12 protein-coding genes are annotated in these 14,944 nt (G+C 67.6%); 5 read left to right on the forward strand and 7 right to left on the reverse strand.

What is annotated here, in order from left to right; genetic code table 11:
* Positions 1 to 15: 15 nt before the first annotated feature.
* From mmsB to AC1DXI_RS01010, 3 genes are all read right to left on the reverse strand, one after another.
* Positions 16 to 1,284, reverse strand: a complete 1,269-nt coding sequence (gene mmsB, locus AC1DXI_RS01000; RefSeq protein ID WP_476937075.1) for a multiple monosaccharide ABC transporter permease — start codon at positions 1,282 to 1,284, stop codon at positions 16 to 18.
* 54 nt (positions 1,285 to 1,338) lie between these two features.
* Positions 1,339 to 2,895, reverse strand: coding sequence for a multiple monosaccharide ABC transporter ATP-binding protein (gene mmsA, locus AC1DXI_RS01005; RefSeq protein ID WP_476937076.1), 1,557 nt, complete (start codon positions 2,893 to 2,895; stop codon positions 1,339 to 1,341).
* A 131-nt stretch (positions 2,896 to 3,026) separates the two neighbouring features.
* Entirely contained in the window at positions 3,027 to 4,217 is a 1,191-nt protein-coding gene (locus AC1DXI_RS01010; RefSeq protein ID WP_476937077.1) for an ROK family transcriptional regulator, read from the reverse strand.
* 244 nt (positions 4,218 to 4,461) lie between these two features.
* Here AC1DXI_RS01010 and AC1DXI_RS01015 point away from each other — a divergent pair, with 244 nt between their 5' ends.
* Entirely contained in the window at positions 4,462 to 5,268 is an 807-nt protein-coding gene (locus tag AC1DXI_RS01015) for a nitrilase-related carbon-nitrogen hydrolase (RefSeq protein WP_476937078.1), read from the forward strand.
* On the opposite strand, the gene AC1DXI_RS01020 is transcribed toward AC1DXI_RS01015, so the two are convergent.
* On the reverse strand, positions 5,247 to 7,001 hold the full coding sequence (locus tag AC1DXI_RS01020) for a PucR family transcriptional regulator (protein WP_476937079.1): 1,755 nt from the start codon (positions 6,999 to 7,001) through the stop codon (positions 5,247 to 5,249). The two genes, AC1DXI_RS01015 and AC1DXI_RS01020, sit on opposite strands and share 22 nt — an antisense overlap.
* A 111-nt stretch (positions 7,002 to 7,112) precedes the next feature.
* Here AC1DXI_RS01020 and AC1DXI_RS01025 point away from each other — a divergent pair, with 111 nt between their 5' ends.
* Together AC1DXI_RS01025 and AC1DXI_RS01030 are read left to right on the forward strand one after the other, a co-directional pair.
* Positions 7,113 to 8,651, forward strand: a complete 1,539-nt coding sequence (locus AC1DXI_RS01025) for an amino acid permease (protein WP_476937080.1) — start codon at positions 7,113 to 7,115, stop codon at positions 8,649 to 8,651.
* Positions 8,648 to 10,345, forward strand: a complete 1,698-nt coding sequence (locus AC1DXI_RS01030) for a flavin monoamine oxidase family protein (protein WP_476937081.1) — start codon at positions 8,648 to 8,650, stop codon at positions 10,343 to 10,345. The genes AC1DXI_RS01025 and AC1DXI_RS01030 overlap by 4 nt, the downstream gene beginning before the upstream one ends.
* 75 nt (positions 10,346 to 10,420) lie before the next feature.
* On the opposite strand, the gene AC1DXI_RS01035 is transcribed toward AC1DXI_RS01030, so the two are convergent.
* From AC1DXI_RS01035 to purU, 3 genes are all read right to left on the reverse strand, one after another.
* The gene (locus AC1DXI_RS01035; protein ID WP_476937082.1) at positions 10,421 to 10,942 is read right to left on the reverse strand and encodes a gamma carbonic anhydrase family protein; all 522 of its coding nucleotides are present in this window, start codon (positions 10,940 to 10,942) and stop codon (positions 10,421 to 10,423) included.
* A gap of 113 nt (positions 10,943 to 11,055) precedes the next feature.
* Positions 11,056 to 11,499 carry a class I SAM-dependent methyltransferase gene (locus tag AC1DXI_RS01040; RefSeq protein ID WP_476937083.1) on the reverse strand — a complete coding sequence of 148 codons (444 nt, stop codon included), beginning with the start codon at positions 11,497 to 11,499 and terminating at the stop codon, positions 11,056 to 11,058.
* 21 nt (positions 11,500 to 11,520) lie between these two features.
* A complete protein-coding gene (gene purU, locus AC1DXI_RS01045) occupies positions 11,521 to 12,381 on the reverse strand; it encodes a formyltetrahydrofolate deformylase (RefSeq protein ID WP_476937084.1) in 861 nt (286 codons plus the stop codon).
* Positions 12,382 to 12,694: 313 nt separating this feature from the next.
* Here purU and glyA point away from each other — a divergent pair, with 313 nt between their 5' ends.
* Positions 12,695 to 13,993 carry a serine hydroxymethyltransferase gene (glyA, locus tag AC1DXI_RS01050; protein ID WP_476937085.1) on the forward strand — a complete coding sequence of 433 codons (1,299 nt, stop codon included), beginning with the start codon at positions 12,695 to 12,697 and terminating at the stop codon, positions 13,991 to 13,993.
* Between the two features lie 3 nt (positions 13,994 to 13,996).
* The gene (locus tag AC1DXI_RS01055; RefSeq protein WP_476937086.1) at positions 13,997 to 14,929 is read left to right on the forward strand and encodes a bifunctional methylenetetrahydrofolate dehydrogenase/methenyltetrahydrofolate cyclohydrolase; all 933 of its coding nucleotides are present in this window, start codon (positions 13,997 to 13,999) and stop codon (positions 14,927 to 14,929) included.
* Positions 14,930 to 14,944: the final 15 nt, after the last annotated feature.

The raw sequence follows: 14,944 nt of genomic DNA on the forward strand, positions 1-14,944 counted from the left end.
GGACCGGGGAGGGGATTAGATTCCCCTCGAGATGACCTCTTTGGTCTGGGTCGTCTCGTCGGCCTTGATCTCGCTGCTGCGGCCGAAGTTCTTCATCAGCATGCCGACGATCGATGTCTTGCCCTGGGTCTTGTTGTAGACGTCGAACGCGACGGCGATCAGGAGCACGAGGCCCTTGATGATCTGGGTGAGGTCGGCGCCGACGCCGAGCAGCTGCAGGCCGTTGTTCAGGACGGCCATGACCAGGCCGCCGATGATCGAGCCGATCACGGTGCCCACGCCGCCGGTGACCGCGGCGCCGCCGATGAAGACGGCCGCGATGGCGTCCAATTCCCAGCCGACGCCGTCGAACGGTCCCGAGGCGGTGGAGCGGCCGACGAAGATCATGCCGGCGAGGCCGGCCAGGAAGGACATGTTCATCATGACCAGGAAGTTGACCTTCTTGGACTGGACGCCGGAGAGCTCCGCAGCGTGCCGGTTGCCGCCGACCGCGTAGATATGGCGGCCGATGACGGTCTTGGAGGAGATGAAGCCGTAGACGATGATGAGGACGGCGAGGATCAGGCCCGGCACCGGGAAGGACGTGCCCGGACGGCCGGTGGCGAAGAGGTACGTCGCGTAGAGGATGGCGCCGCAGACCAGCACCAGTTTGAGAACCATGACCCAGGCTTCAGGGACCTCGGCGCCGAGCTTCTTGGCGTTGCGGCGGGACCGGATCTCGCTGAAGATTACGAACGCGACGGCGAGCAGGCCGATCAGCATGGTGGGGTTGTTGTAGCCGGTCTTCGGGCCGAGCTCGGCCAGGTAGCCGGAGCCGATGTACTGGAAATCCGCCGGGACCGGGATGGTGTTCGACTTGCCGACGAACTGGTTGGCGCCGCGGAAGATCAGCATGCCGGACAGCGTCACGATGAACGCGGGAATGCCGACGTAGGCCACCCAGAATCCCTGCCAGGCGCCGATCAGCACGCCGAGCCCCAGCCCCATCAGGACGCCGATGTACCAGGGCATGCCCCAGTCGCGGATGAAGAGTGACACGCAGACACCCACGAAGGCCGCAACGGAACCGACCGAGAGGTCGATGTGCCCGGCGATGATGACCAGCACCATGCCGATGGCGAGGATCAGGATGTAGGAGTTGCCGTTGAAGAGGTTGATGACGTTGCCCGATGTGAGCGTGCGGCCCTCCGTGAAAATCTCGAAGAACACGATCAGCGCAACCAGGGCGAAGATCATGCCGAATTGGCGGGTGTTGCCGCCAAAGAGCTTCTTGAGCGCGTTCATTGTTTCAGTCCTTGTGTCCGGGGTGTTCGGATTGTTCTGGTTTGTCCCAAAGGGTCAAGCGGTCTTGCGGGCGGACGTCATGAGTTTCATGAGGCTTTCCTGGCTGGCTTCGTCCTTGTTCAGCACGCCGGTGATGGCGCCTTCGAAAATCGTGTAGATCCGGTCCGAGAGGCCCAGCAGCTCGGGCAGCTCCGAGGAAATGACGATCACGGCCTTGCCCTCGTTGGCCAGCTTCTGGATGATGCCGTAGATCTCGTACTTGGCGCCGACATCGATCCCGCGGGTGGGCTCGTCCAGGATCAGCACGTCCGGGTCGGTGAACATCCATTTCGCCAGCACGACCTTCTGCTGGTTGCCGCCGGAGAGCTTCGCGACGCCTTCCTCCACGGAGGGCGTCTTGGTCCGCAGCGACTTCCGGTATTCCTCCGCGACGGCGTATTCCTTGTTGGCGTCCACCACGAAGTTCTTGCTGATCTTGCGCAGGTTTGCCGAGACTGTGGTGGCCTTGATGTCATCCAGCAGGTTCAGGCCCAGGGACTTGCGGTCCTCGGTGACGTAGCCGAGCCCGGCGTCGATCGCCTGGCGGACACTCTTGAGCTGCAGTTCCTTGCCGTCTTTGTAGACATGGCCCGAGATGAAGCGGCCATAGGAACGCCCGAACACGGACCGCGCCAGCTCGGTGCGTCCGGCGCCCATCAGGCCCGCGAAGCCGACGATCTCGCCCCGGCGGACGAAGAAGCTGGAGTTCTTGCAGACCAGGCGGTCCTGGATCTGCGGGTGCCCGACGTTCCAGTTCTTCACCTCGAAGAGGACCTCGCCGATCTTCGGCTCGTGGTCCGGGAACCGGGATTCCAGCGTCCGGCCCACCATGCCCTTGATGATGCGGTCCTCGTCGACGCCGTCGGCCTTGACGTTCAGGGTCTCGATCGACTTGCCGTCGCGGATGATCGTGATCTCATCCGCGATCTGTTCGATCTCGTTGAGCTTGTGCGAAATGATGATCGACGTGATTCCGCGGCCCTTGAGGCCCAGCATGAGGTCCAGCAGGTGCTGGGAGTCGGACTCGTTCAGCGCCGCCGTGGGCTCGTCGAGGATCAGGAGCTTGACCGACTTGTTCAGGGCCTTGGCGATCTCGACCAGCTGCTGCTTGCCGACGCCGATCTCCTTGATGGGGGTCTCCGGGTCCTCCCGCAGCCCCACCCGGGCCAGCAGTTCGGTGGACCGGGTCCGGGCTTGGGCCCAATCGATCACGCCGCGCTTGGTGGGCTCGTTGCCGAGGAAGATGTTCTCCATGATCGACAGTTCGGGGATGAGCGCGAGTTCCTGGTGGATGATCACGATTCCGGCGTGCTCGCTGGCCCGGATGTCCTTGAACTCCTGGACCTCGTTCTGGTAAACGATGTCGCCGCTGTAAGTGCCGTAGGGGTACACCCCCGAGAGCACCTTCATCAGGGTCGATTTCCCGGCGCCGTTCTCACCGCAGATGGCGTGGATCTCGCCGGCCTTCACCCGCAGGCTCACATCGGCCAAAGCTTTAACGCCGGGGAACTCCTTGGTGATGGAGCGCATCTCGAGGATTAGCGGATCACTGTGCGTGTTGAGGGACGTCATCTGCCCTTACGCCTCCAATGCATGACTTCGTTGTCCGCCCCTGCAAACCGCAGGGCCGTCTGATGGAAAAGTAAACTGGATCACAGCCCTTGTCGTCAAGTCTTTAACGCAACGGGCACATAACGAAATGGTTAGTTTCGCCGGATTCCGGCGTGCTGGAAGACCAAAGCCGTGGCTCCGAGGGCCTCGGCCCGGTCGCCCAGGGACGACATCGTGAGGGTGGTTGTCTCGCCGATGACCGGCACCGCGTGGCGGATCAGGCCGCGCCGGATCGGGTCCAGCAGCAGCTGGCCGAGGCCCGCCAAGGGGCCGCCGACCACAATGACTTCGGGGTTGATCAGGTTCGCCACGTTGCCCAGCGCGCGCCCGACGGCGAGTCCGGCGTCGTCCACGACACGGAGCGTGGCGGAGTCCTTCTCCAGGGCCTTGCGAACGATATCCCCGGGCGAGAGCGGCCGGTCCTCACCGCGGCTCAGGAGCTCGATCATGGTGGTGGTGGAGGCGATGGTTTCCAGGCAGCCGCGGTTCCCGCAGCGGCAGATCAGTCCGTGCTCGTGAATGGTGGCATGGCCGATTTCACCGGTGATGCCGACGTTGCCGTAGTACGGCACGCCGTTGAGGATCAGCCCCGCGCCAATGCCCGAGCCGATCTTGAGGAACATCAGGTTGCTGATGCCGCTGTGCGGCCCCCAGGTGACCTCGGACAGGGCGCCCAGATTGGCGTCGTTGTCCACGAAGACGGGGAGTTCCAGCGCTTCTTCGAGGCGTTTGAGGATGTTGATGCCCACCCATTCGGGCAGGATCGCGCCCTGCGCCACGGTGCCGGTGCGGCGGTCAATGGGGCCGGGAATTCCGACGCCGGCACCCACCAGGGCGCTGCGTTCCACCCCACTGTCCGCGAGCAGCCGGTCCAGCACGCCGACGGCGGCGTGGATGCCTTCCTCGGCGTGGTGGCCCAGGGGCAGCAGGACCGACTCTTCGGCGATCACGTGGTAGCTCAGTGATGCCAGCACGACGCGCAGGTGGCGCCGGCCGAAGTCGATCCCGACGGCGACGGCCCCGTTGCTGTTGAGCCGGACGTTCAGGGCGCGCCGCCCGGAACTGGTGATGGGTTCAGTCGAGGCCAGCCCGGCGTCCTGCATGATCTTGACGATGTTGGAGACCGTGGCTGTCGAAAGGCCGGTCTGGCGGGCCAGTTCCGCCTGCGTGGAAGGGCCCGCGAGGAGGCATTCGATGATCCGCTGCTGGTTCAGATGCCGGAGGGCGGACTGCGATCCGGGGTTCTTGGTTCGGCTCCTCGTTGAGCGCGTTGGTGAGGGCATGCTATGAAGCGTGACGCATTCGCGGCTTGCAGTCAAGAAGTTAACGCAATGGTAACGGCCGTGTCGATCGACTGCCGGGGAATGGACTGTCAGCACCCCTCGCCTCCGCGGCAAGGACGTTCTGCCCCGCTTGCCTGCTGCCCGGGTGGAAATGCACCACGCGCGGCGTTCCGGGACGCGGCTACTCTGGGTCGGGAGAGCCCGCCGCGACCCCGCGGAGGCGCCCGGGAAACGTGAGGTGGTAATGGTGCTGCTGGCCCTAATGCAGGCGAACTCCGCCGTGCTGGACATCGAGGCGAACTGCGCCGCGGTGGAGGATGCGGCGCGCAAAGCGTCCGCCGCGGGCGCGCAGTTGCTGGTGACCCCGGAGCTCTTCGCCGTGGGCTACGCTCCGCGGCGGCTGCGGGAGGCGTTCGATCCCGGCAGGTTGCCGGCGCTCCGGGAAGCCCTGGCGGGCATCGCCCGGCGCAACGCCATCGCCCTGGTCTACAGCCTGCCCGCGGTGACCCTGGCGGGCGAGTGGCATATTTCCGCCACGTTGATCGACGCGTCGGGCAACGAGCTGCTCAGTTACGACAAGGTGCATCTGTTCGGCCCGGACGAGCGGGCGGCGTTTGCGCCCGCCGCGGCTCCCCCCGGCGTCGTGGATTTCCACGGGCACAAAACGGCCCTGGCCATCTGCTACGACATCGAGTTTCCTGAGACGGCGCGGGCCGCCGCCCTGCGCGGCGCGGACCTGCTGCTGGTGCCGACGGCACTCGCCGGCGGCTTCGACGTCGTGCCGCAAGTGCTGATCCGGGCCCGGGCACTGGAGAACCAGCTGACGGTCGCCTACGCCAATCACACCGGCACGGAAGAAGACTGCGACTTCCGCGGCGGCAGCATCGTCGCGAGCCCAGACGGCACGGTCCTGGCCGCCGCCGGAGACGGGCCGGAACTGTTGTTTGCCGAACTGGGTGAGGCCCGGCGCGCCGCGGCGGACGGCGTCGAGGACGCCGTGGACTACCTGCGCGACCGCCGCCCGGAGATCTACCGCTCCTGGGGAGTCTGACCGGCGGTGCCCGGGGTGCCGGGCGGCTCAGGGCCGTCCTGGTACTGCAGGGCGATCCAGAGTTCCGCGCGCGCCTGGGCCTGGTTGAGGTCAAGGCCCAGCAGCTCAGCGATGATGCCGATCTGCCGGCGGACGCTGTTTCGATGCAGTCCCGTGGCCTTTGCCGTGGCGTCCCAGCTTCCGTTTTCGCCCAGCCAGGCCCGCAGGATGCCGAGCAGGCTGTCGCGGCGCTCCGGCTCGAGGGCGAGCAGGGGCGCCAGCAGGCGGCCCGCCAGCAGGGTGCCGGCAACCGGTCCCAGCAGGCCGGCCACCGACCACGTCACATCGTCCGCCCGGACGCTCCGGCGGCTCGTGAGAACGCGGTTGCGCAGCGAGGCGGCGCGCCGGTATGCGTCCGGCAGGCCCGCGAAGTCGGTGCCGCCGCCGATCACCAGGCGCCAGCCGAGCCGCTCCACTTCGGCGAGCAAGGCGTCGTCGACCCTTAACCGGGTGATCGCGGCAAAGCCGTACTCGGTGAGCTCCACCAGTTTGGTGTCGAACAGCCGCCGCCACTCCAGCAGCGACCGCACCGGAGACTCGCCCGGGCGGCCCGGTCCGCCCGTAGCGCCTGCAGTTTTGGGGTTGTCCGGGTCGGCGTCAATCCGGACACCCTGCACGACCCGCAGCTGGCCGGACCGGGTGGAGGAGATGCTTTGGGCCAGCAGGTCCTTGAACCCGTTGACATGCCGTGCGGATCCCGAGGCCACGCTCTCCGGGTGCAGCAGCAGCGCCGTGGCCAGCTGGCTCGGGGCCAGGGAGCCGCTGATGCGCTGGCGGAGCAGCAGTTCCAACAGCCCGACCGCGGTGGAGACAACACTGTTCTGGGCCGGAGTGAGCGGCGCGTCCGTGCCGAGGATGAGCGCGCCGAGGTTAGCGTCCCGGGTGCTGCGCAGCGGATACCCGAAGACGAGGGACGAGCCCGCGGCGTCGAACGAATCCATCTCCACCCGCGGACCGCTGCCGGCCAGCAGCCTGGCCAGCAGCGGCTGCAGGTCGGCGGAGTCAACTCCCGGCACAGTGCCGGCTCCGGCAGCGGCTCCGGCGGCCTGAGGGCCGGGGGAGGGGCCCGAACCGCGGGCGCGCACCCGCCCGTCGGCGCCGACCAGCACGGCCCAAACCGGGACGCGCTGGACCAGGGCCGCGAGGAGTTCGTGCTCGGGGCGCGCGGACAAGACCGCGCGCATGAGCTGCCGGCTGGTGTCGGCCAGCTGGCGGAAGGTTTTGGCGTTGTCCGACTCGAGGAGCCGGGAGAATTCCAGTCCCAACGCGGCGAACGGGAGGCTCTCCGGGATGGCGACCAGGGTCAGGTTGTGTTGCCGGCAGGCCCGCACCACGGCATCGGGCACGGCGTCGAAGTACGGTTCCAGGCCAAAGCCCAGGGCTCCTACGCGAGCCTGGACGAGGCGCTGAACGTAGGCGTCCACCGCCTCCTCGCTCCCTCCCTCGCCCACGAACGGCAGGCCGGCCGTGAGCAGGAACTCGCCGTCGAGCAGGTAGGGGGTGGGATCTTCCAGCTCACTCGGCTCCACCCAACGCAGGCGGTCCTGCCCGTTGCCGCCGTCGTGCACGACGCCCAGGTCCGGCAGCTGGCCCAGGAACTGCGCCAGCGTGACGAAGCCGAGCCTCTCGGGACCCTCAGCAGCCACGGCCGCGGCCCCAGTTCCGGCCGCCCGAACAACGGCGTCCAGGTGCATTAAGTCTCATGAGTGAAGACTATAGGTCATTTTGCACAACCTTGAGAGGTGGCTCACACGCCTAGGGTTGGTTCGGGAAACCGACCACTACTGAAGATAAGGACGTCAACGATGACTGTGCCAACTCTGATCGGCGAACGCCCGCCGGCGGAAGCCGGCCGTCCCGGGCTCGCCGCCCAGCTCCTGCGCCGCAAGCCGATCGGGCAACTGGTCCGCGAGGCCGAGACCGGACACGGCGGCACGCGGCTGGTCCGCAGCTTCGGCGTCCTGCAGCTGACCATGATCAGCGTCGGCGCCACCCTGGGTACCGGCATCCTGGTCATCCTGGGCCAATCGGTGCCGCTCGCCGGCCCGGCCATCTGGATCTCCTTCGCCATCGCCGGCTTCGCCGCCCTGCTCTCCGCCGTCTCCTACGCGGAGATGGCCGGACTGGTCCCAGCCGCCGGTTCCAGCTACTCCTACACCTACGCCACCATGGGCGAGGGCATGGCCTGGATCTGCGGCTGGTGCCTCGTGCTCGAATACGCCGTCTCCGTGGCCGCCGTCGCGGTCGGTGCGGGCCAGTACGTCAACGAGGCACTGGCGGTCTTCGGCCTGGAACTCCCGGACGCCATCTCGCAACCGCCGGGAGCCGGCGGCGTGCTGAACGTGCCCGCAATCGTGATTGTGGCCCTGGCCACGGTGCTGTTGGTCCGCGGCGCCAAGGAGAGCGCCTGGATCAACACGGCGATCGTCCTGGTCAAGGTCGGCATCCTGCTGTTCTTCTGCGCCGTGGCCTTCACCGCCTTCAACGGCGGACACTTCGAACCCCTCATGCCGATGGGCGCCGCCGGCGTCTCCGCCGCAGCCTCCCGGGTCTTCTTCTCCTACATCGGCTTCGATGCAGCCTCCACGGCCGGCGAGGAGGCCCGGAATCCCAAGCGTGACCTCCCGCGGGCCATCCTGCTCTCCATGCTGATCGTCACCAGCATCTATGTGCTTGTGGCCGTCGCCGCCATCGGCGCGCGCCCCTGGGGCTGGTTCGACGGCACCGAGGCGGCCCTCGTGAAGATCCTGGAGGAAATCACCGGCCAGCCGTGGGTTGGCGTGGTGTTCGCCGTCGGCGCCGTGCTCGCCATCGCCAGCATCGTGCTGACCGTCCTGTACGGGCAAACCCGGATCCTGCTTTCGATGTCGCGCGACGGCCTGGTTCCCAAGGTCTTCGGCCGGATCTCGGCCCGGACCGGCACGCCGGCTGCCGGAACCCTGATCGTGGGCACCGCCGTCGCACTGACCGCCGGCCTGGTGCCGCTTGGTGCCCTCGCGGACGCGACCAGCATCGGTACCCTGTTCGCCTTCGCCCTGGTCAACGTGGCAGTCATCTACCTGCGGCGGACCCGGCCCGAACTCACGCGCAGCTTCCGCGTCCCGCTCTTTCCGCTGACCCCGATTCTCGGCGCCCTCATGTGCGCTTACCTCATGGCCAACCTCGGCGCCGAGACCTGGGCGGTGTTCGGTGCCTGGATGCTCGTTGGCTGTGCCGCCTACTTCGGCTACGGCCGGAAGAACTCCAGGGTGGCTGCGCTGAGCCACGAGGAATACCTTGACCTATCAAGCCGCCACCCTGACAGCACCACCACACACCAGAAACTGAAGGCAGAGATCTCATGACCATCGCCACCGAACTTCCGGCTCCTCGGTCCGCTGCTGAAGCGGACGCGGCGCCCATCACCATGCTGAATCCGGACTTCCCGTTCAGCTACGACCACTACCTCGCCCACCCGGCGGGCCTGGGATCGGTGCCGCCCGAGCTTTACGGGACCGAGGTCGCCGTCGTCGGTGCCGGACTGTCCGGATTGGTGACCGCGTATGAACTCATGAAGTTGGGCCTGCGGCCGGTTGTCTACGAGGCCGACAGGATCGGCGGCCGGCTGCGGACCGCCAGCTTCCCGTCCGCGCCGGGGATCGTGGCGGACCTCGGCGGAATGCGTTTCCCGGAATCCGGCAAAGCCTTCTACCACTACGTGGACCTGCTCGGGCTGCCGACCCGGGCGTTCCCCAATCCACTGGCGCCGGCGACCTCCAGCACGGTGATCGAGCTCGCGGGCCAGAAATACTATGCCGAGACCGCAGCGGACCTCCCGCCGTTCTTCCGTGAGGTGGCGGACGCGTGGAAGGCTGCCGTGAACGACGGCGCCGGGTTCGCCGAGATGCAGGATGCCATCCGTGCCCGGGACACAGCCCGGATCAAAGAACTCTGGAACGCGCTGCTCCCGCAGCTGGACGAGCAGACTTTCTATGGGTTCATCGCCGGCAGCGACTCCTTCAAAGAAGCCGGATTCGCCCACCGCGAGGCCTTCGGGCAGGTGGGGTTCGGCACCGGCGGCTGGGACACCGACTTCCCCAACTCGATCCTCGAAATCCTTCGCGTGGTCTACACCGACGCCGATGACCGGCACCGGCTTATCGACGGCGGCGCGCAGCGGCTCCCCGAGGCACTGTGGGAGCACACGCCGTCGGGCATGGCCCACTGGCCGGACGGCACCTCGCTGGCCTCGCTGCACACAGGCGCACCGCGCGGCGCCGTCGACCGCATCGCCCGCGACGGCAGCGGCGACTTCCGGATCCGGGAACGCTGGGGACGCGAATCCGCCTACCCGGCAGTGGTGACCACCTGCCAGTCATGGCTGCTCTCGACCCGGATCCACACGGACGAGGACCTGTTCCCCGCCGAACTCTGGACAGCGATCGAGCGCTCCCACTACATGCAGTCCTCTAAGACCTTCGTCATGGTGGACCGGCCGTTCTGGAAGGACATCGACCCGGCAACCGGCCGCGAGGTCCTGTCCATGACGCTGACCGACCGGCTGAACCGGGCCACCTACCTACTGGACAACGGCCCGGACCAGCCCGCCGTGATCCTGCTGTCCTACACCTGGAACGATGACGCGCTGAAGTGGCTCTCACTCACCGCGGAGGAACGGGCGGAGCTTATGTTGCACTCGCTGCAGCAGATCTACCCCGGGGTGGACATCGCCGGCCACATCGTGGGCCAGCCGATCACCGTCTCGTGGGAGGCCGACCCCAACTTCATGGGCGCCTTCAAGGCCAACCTGCCGGGGCACTACCGCTACCAGCAGCGGCTCTTCACGCACTTCAAGCAGGACGGGCTGCCGGACGAGCAGCGCGGGATCTTCCTCGCCGGCGATGACGTCTCCTTCACCGCAGGCTGGGCCGAGGGAGCCGTCACCACCGGACTCAACGCGGTCTGGGGCGTGGTCAACCACCTCGGCGGCTCCACACCCGCCGGGAACCCCGGACCGGGCGAGCTGCTCGCCAAGCTCGGCCCGATCGACCTGGACTGAGCGGCGCCCGGCTCCGGCGCTGTGCAAGTCAGGCGCCCGTGCAAGTCAGGCTGTCCGGCTCAGGCACTGTGTTCCTCAGGCGCTGTGAAGTTCGCGGTGCGCGCGTGCCAGTTCCTGATAGTGGGCGGCGTTGTGCTGGACGCCGGCGAACTCCTCGTCGCTGAGCCCGCGCCGGACCTTGGCCGGAACTCCGGCCACCAGGGACCGGGGCGGGATGACCGTGCCCTCCAGCACCACGGCACCGGCGGCGATGAGGGACCCGGCGCCGATCACGGCCCCGTTGAGGATGGTGGCGCTCATGCCGATCAGGCAGTCGTCCTCGACGGTGCAGCCGTGGACCACGGCGCTGTGGCCGACGCTGACCCGCGCGCCCACGGTGCAGGGGAAGCCGGGGTCGGCGTGCAGCACCACATTGTCCTGCAGGTTGCTGCCGGCGCCGACGCTGATGGCGGCGGTATCGGCGCGAACGCTGACACCGTAGAAGGCGCTCGAGTTCTCGGCAAGGGTGGCGTTGCCAATCACCGAGGCGGTGGGCGCGACGAAGGCGGAGTCATGGACGGCCGGGGCGGTGCCGGCGAATGCGTAGAGGGGAGCCATGCCTCCAGCCTAGGACACGCCCCCGCCCCGTTGAGCTATCAGTTGTGGTCCCTCTGCCCACGGGTTGACCGCGGGTTAACCGCCGCAGCTGACAGCTCAACGGGAGGGAGAGGTCAGGCGGGGGAGCGGAGCACCGTAAAGCCCTCGCCGCGCCAGCCGCCCTCGCCCCGCCAGTCGCCCGCGCTGCGCGCGTCGGGGGCGGGGAGTACGACGGCGATCGGCGCGCCCGGTTCCGCCACCCGCCCGAGTTCGCGGACGACGTCGTCCCACTGCTCCGGGGCCCGGCCCGCCAGGGCGTCCACGGCCCACACCGAGGCAAACGCGGCATCGGCGAACGGCAGCGAGACCGGTCCGGCCACGGTGGCCTCGAGCCCGTGCGCCCGGGCGATGTGGATGTTCTCCTCTGACTGGTCGACGCCGGTGAAATGGATGCCGGACTGCACAAAGTGCAGCCCGTCGGCGCCCGGGCCACAATCGAGGCCAAGGACGCCGTGCCGGCCCTCGTTCTTCAACAGCGCGACAAATGATTCGAGCCGGTCCCTGCGGGAGGATTCCATAGCTCCAGTTAATGACCGCTTTTAGTTAAAGACAACCGTCCGGTTGCCGTCGAGCAGGACGCGGTGCTCGGCATGCCACTGCACGGCCTGGGCGAGGGTGCGGCCCTCCACGTCGCGGCCCATCTGGACGAACTGCTCCGCGGTGCGCCGGTGGTCCACGCGGATGACTTCCTGCTCGATGATGGGCCCCTCATCCAGAGCCGCAGTGACGTAGTGCGCCGTGGCGCCGATGAGCTTCACGCCGCGGGCATGCGCCTGGTGGTAGGGCTTTGCCCCCTTGAAGGAGGGCAGGAACGAGTGGTGGATGTTGATGGCCTTGCCCGTCAGCTCGGTGCAAAGCTCGTCCGAGATGATCTGCATGTACCGGGCCAGGACGGTGAGCTCGATGTCGTGTTCCTTCATCAGGACCCGGAGGGCGTCCTCGGCCTGGACCTTGGTGTCCGGGGTGACCGGGATGTGGTGGAACGGGATGCCGTAGAACTCCGCCAAACCCTCAAGGTCGCGGTGGTTGGACACGATGGCCGGAATGTCGATCGGCAGGGTCCCGGAGCGCTGCAGGAAGAGCAGGTCGTTCAGGCAGTGGGCGGAGGTGCTGGCCATCAGCAGGGTACGGACCTTCCGGCCCGCCGGGTTGAGGCTCCACTGCATCCCGAAGGCCTGCGCCACAGGTTCCAGCGCCGCCTGCAGCTCCACCTGGGCCGCCGCCGTCGTCGCCTCCACCCGCATGAAGAAGGTGCCCGTGCCCTGGCTGCCGTACTGCTGGGAGTCTGTAATATTGCAGCCCGCCACCAGGAGGGCTCCGGCGACGGCGTGCACGATGCCCGGCCGGTCAGGACAGGACAAGGTCAGGATGTAGGAGGCAGTCAGGTTCTCATCAGTCACGAGGAACAGCCTACCTGCGCTTCAAGGGCAGTTTTGAAAGGGTTTTGGTAGTGTTAACCCGTCGCAACTGGCGTTGGATGGCTAACCATCAGGGAGCGGCACTCACGAAGACCACGGATCGTACGCCTGGGCCGAGGGTCATGTCTTACCGGTCGGCAGCATCACCGCTGCCGCACCGTTGCTGGTGCCCGCACGGGGTGCCTGCCGCCGCTGTCGCGGCCCGCTGTCAAGGGGCCCGTAATCAAAGGGCGGTGCAACGGGCCAGCCGGTAGCCTGACCAATAGCCGTACCCGTTGCCAACCAGGAGTTCCTCGTGACTACTACCACCGCCACCTCAGCCGCCGTGAGCAACCAGCCGCTGGCCGAACTCGATCCTGAAATCGCCGCCGTCCTCGCCCAGGAACTTGGCCGCCAGCGCGGCACCCTGGAAATGATCGCTTCCGAGAACTTCGCCCCGCGCGCCGTGATGGAAGCCCAGGGCTCCGTCCTGACCAACAAGTACGCCGAGGGTTACCCGGGACGCCGCTACTACGGCGGGTGTGAATACGTCGACGTCGCCGAGCAGCTCGCGATCGACCGCGTCAAGGAACTGTTCGGCGCCGAATACGCCAACGTGCAGCCGCACTCCGGCGCGCAGGCCAACGCCGCCGCGCTCGCCGCCATGATCACCCCGGGCGACAAGATCCTGGGCCTGTCCCTTGCCCACGGCGGGCACCTCACCCACGGCATGAAGCTGAACTTCTCCGGGAAGCTCTACAACGTCGCCGCCTATCAGGTCGAGGAACATGACTTCCGGATCGACATGGACAAGCTGCGCGAGCAGGCCATCGCCGAGAAGCCGCAGGTGATCATCGCCGGCTGGTCCGCCTACCCGCGGCACCTCGATTTCGAGGCCTTCCGTTCGATCGCCGACGAGGTCGGTGCCCTGCTCTGGACCGACATGGCGCACTTCGCCGGCCTCGTCGCCGCCGGACTGCACCCGAGCCCGGTGCCGTACTCCGACGTCGTGACCTCCACCGTGCACAAGACGCTCTCCGGTCCGCGCTCCGGCGTCATCCTGGCCAAGCAGGAGTGGGCCAAGAAGCTTAACTCCGCCGTGTTCCCCGGCCAGCAGGGCGGCCCGCTCATGCACGTGATCGCCGCGAAGGCCGTGGCCTTCAAGATCGCCGGCACCGAGGAATTCAAGGAGCGCCAGGAACGTGTGCTCGAAGGCGCCAAGATCATCGCCGAGCGCCTCGGCCAGGCCGACGTCGCCGGTGCCGGCGTCTCGGTCCTGACCGGCGGCACCGACGTGCACCTGGTCCTGGTGGACCTGCGCAACTCCGCGCTGGACGGCCAGCAGGCCGAGGACCTCCTGCACTCGATCGGCATCACCGTCAACCGCAACGCCGTGCCGTTCGACCCCCGCCCGCCGATGGTCACCTCCGGCCTGCGCATCGGCACCCCGGCCCTGGCCACCCGCGGCTTCGGCGCCGAGGAATTCACCGAGGTGGCGGACATCATCGCCACGGCGCTGAAGTCCGGAGCTGCCACGGAGATCGAGTCCCTGCAGGCGCGCGTGGACAAGCTCGCCGCCGACTTCCCGCTATACCCGCAGCACGAGCAGTGGTAGGCCATGACTTCTACTGACACCGCAAAAGCAGCCGCAAAAACGGCTGACACTGCACAAATCCTTGACGGCAAGGCTACCGCCGCCGCGATCAAGGCCGAGCTGACCGAGCGGGTGGCCGTGCTCAAGGCCCAGGGCATCACCCCCGGGCTGGGCACCATCCTGGTGGGCTCCGATCCCGGCAGCACCTGGTACGTCGGCGGCAAACACAAGGACTGCGCCGAGGTGGGCATCACCTCCATCCGCCGCGACCTGCCGGAAGAGACCAGCCAGGACGAACTCCTCGCCGTGGTCCGCGAGCTCAACGAGAACCCGGAATGCACCGGCTACATCGTCCAGCTGCCCCTGCCCAAACACATCGACCAGGACGTCATCCTGGAGGCCATGGATCCCGAGAAGGACGCCGACGGCCTGCACCCGATGAACCTGGGCCGGCTCGTGGCCAACGTCAGCGGACCCATGAAGTCCCCGCTGCCGTGCACGCCCAAGGGCTGCGTGGAGCTGCTGACCCGGCACGGGATCGACCTCAACGGCAAGCGCGTCCTCGTGGTGGGCCGCGGCGTCACCATCGGCCGCCCCGTGGGTCTGCTGCTGACCCGCAAGGACGTCAATGCCACGGTCATCCTGGCGCACACCGGAACGGTGGACCTGCCGGCAGAGCTGCGGCAGGCCGACGTCGTGATCGCCGCCGCCGGGCAGCCGCACATGATCAAGGCCGGGGACCTCAAGCCCGGGGCGATCGTGCTCGACGTCGGTGTCAGCCGGGTCGATGACGGCAGCGGCAAGGCCGTGGTCACCGGAGACGTGGATCCCGCTGCGGCCGACGTCGCCGCCTGGCTCTCGCCGAACCCCGGGGGAGTGGGCCCGATGACCCGCGCCATGCTGCTCGCCAACGTAGTGGAAACCGCGGAACGCCAATGGGCAGAGAAAAACCGCTGAGCAGCGGAACGCCAC

The organism is Arthrobacter sp. P1_H7 (assembly GCF_056405215.1).

Coding starts and splice junctions, on each gene's coding strand:
- mmsA (WP_476937076.1), bottom strand. CDS start 2,895: ATGACGTCCCTCAACACGCACAGTGATCCGCTAATCCTCGAGATGCGC.
- AC1DXI_RS01030 (WP_476937081.1), top strand. CDS start 8,648: ATGACCATCGCCACCGAACTTCCGGCTCCTCGGTCCGCTGCTGAAGCG.
- AC1DXI_RS01015 (WP_476937078.1), top strand. CDS start 4,462: ATGGTGCTGCTGGCCCTAATGCAGGCGAACTCCGCCGTGCTGGACATC.
- mmsB (WP_476937075.1), bottom strand. CDS start 1,284: ATGAACGCGCTCAAGAAGCTCTTTGGCGGCAACACCCGCCAATTCGGC.
- AC1DXI_RS01020 (WP_476937079.1), bottom strand. CDS start 7,001: ATGCACCTGGACGCCGTTGTTCGGGCGGCCGGAACTGGGGCCGCGGCC.
- AC1DXI_RS01025 (WP_476937080.1), top strand. CDS start 7,113: ATGACTGTGCCAACTCTGATCGGCGAACGCCCGCCGGCGGAAGCCGGC.
- AC1DXI_RS01040 (WP_476937083.1), bottom strand. CDS start 11,499: ATGGAATCCTCCCGCAGGGACCGGCTCGAATCATTTGTCGCGCTGTTG.
- AC1DXI_RS01035 (WP_476937082.1), bottom strand. CDS start 10,942: ATGGCTCCCCTCTACGCATTCGCCGGCACCGCCCCGGCCGTCCATGAC.
- AC1DXI_RS01010 (WP_476937077.1), bottom strand. CDS start 4,217: ATGCCCTCACCAACGCGCTCAACGAGGAGCCGAACCAAGAACCCCGGA.
- AC1DXI_RS01055 (WP_476937086.1), top strand. CDS start 13,997: ATGACTTCTACTGACACCGCAAAAGCAGCCGCAAAAACGGCTGACACT.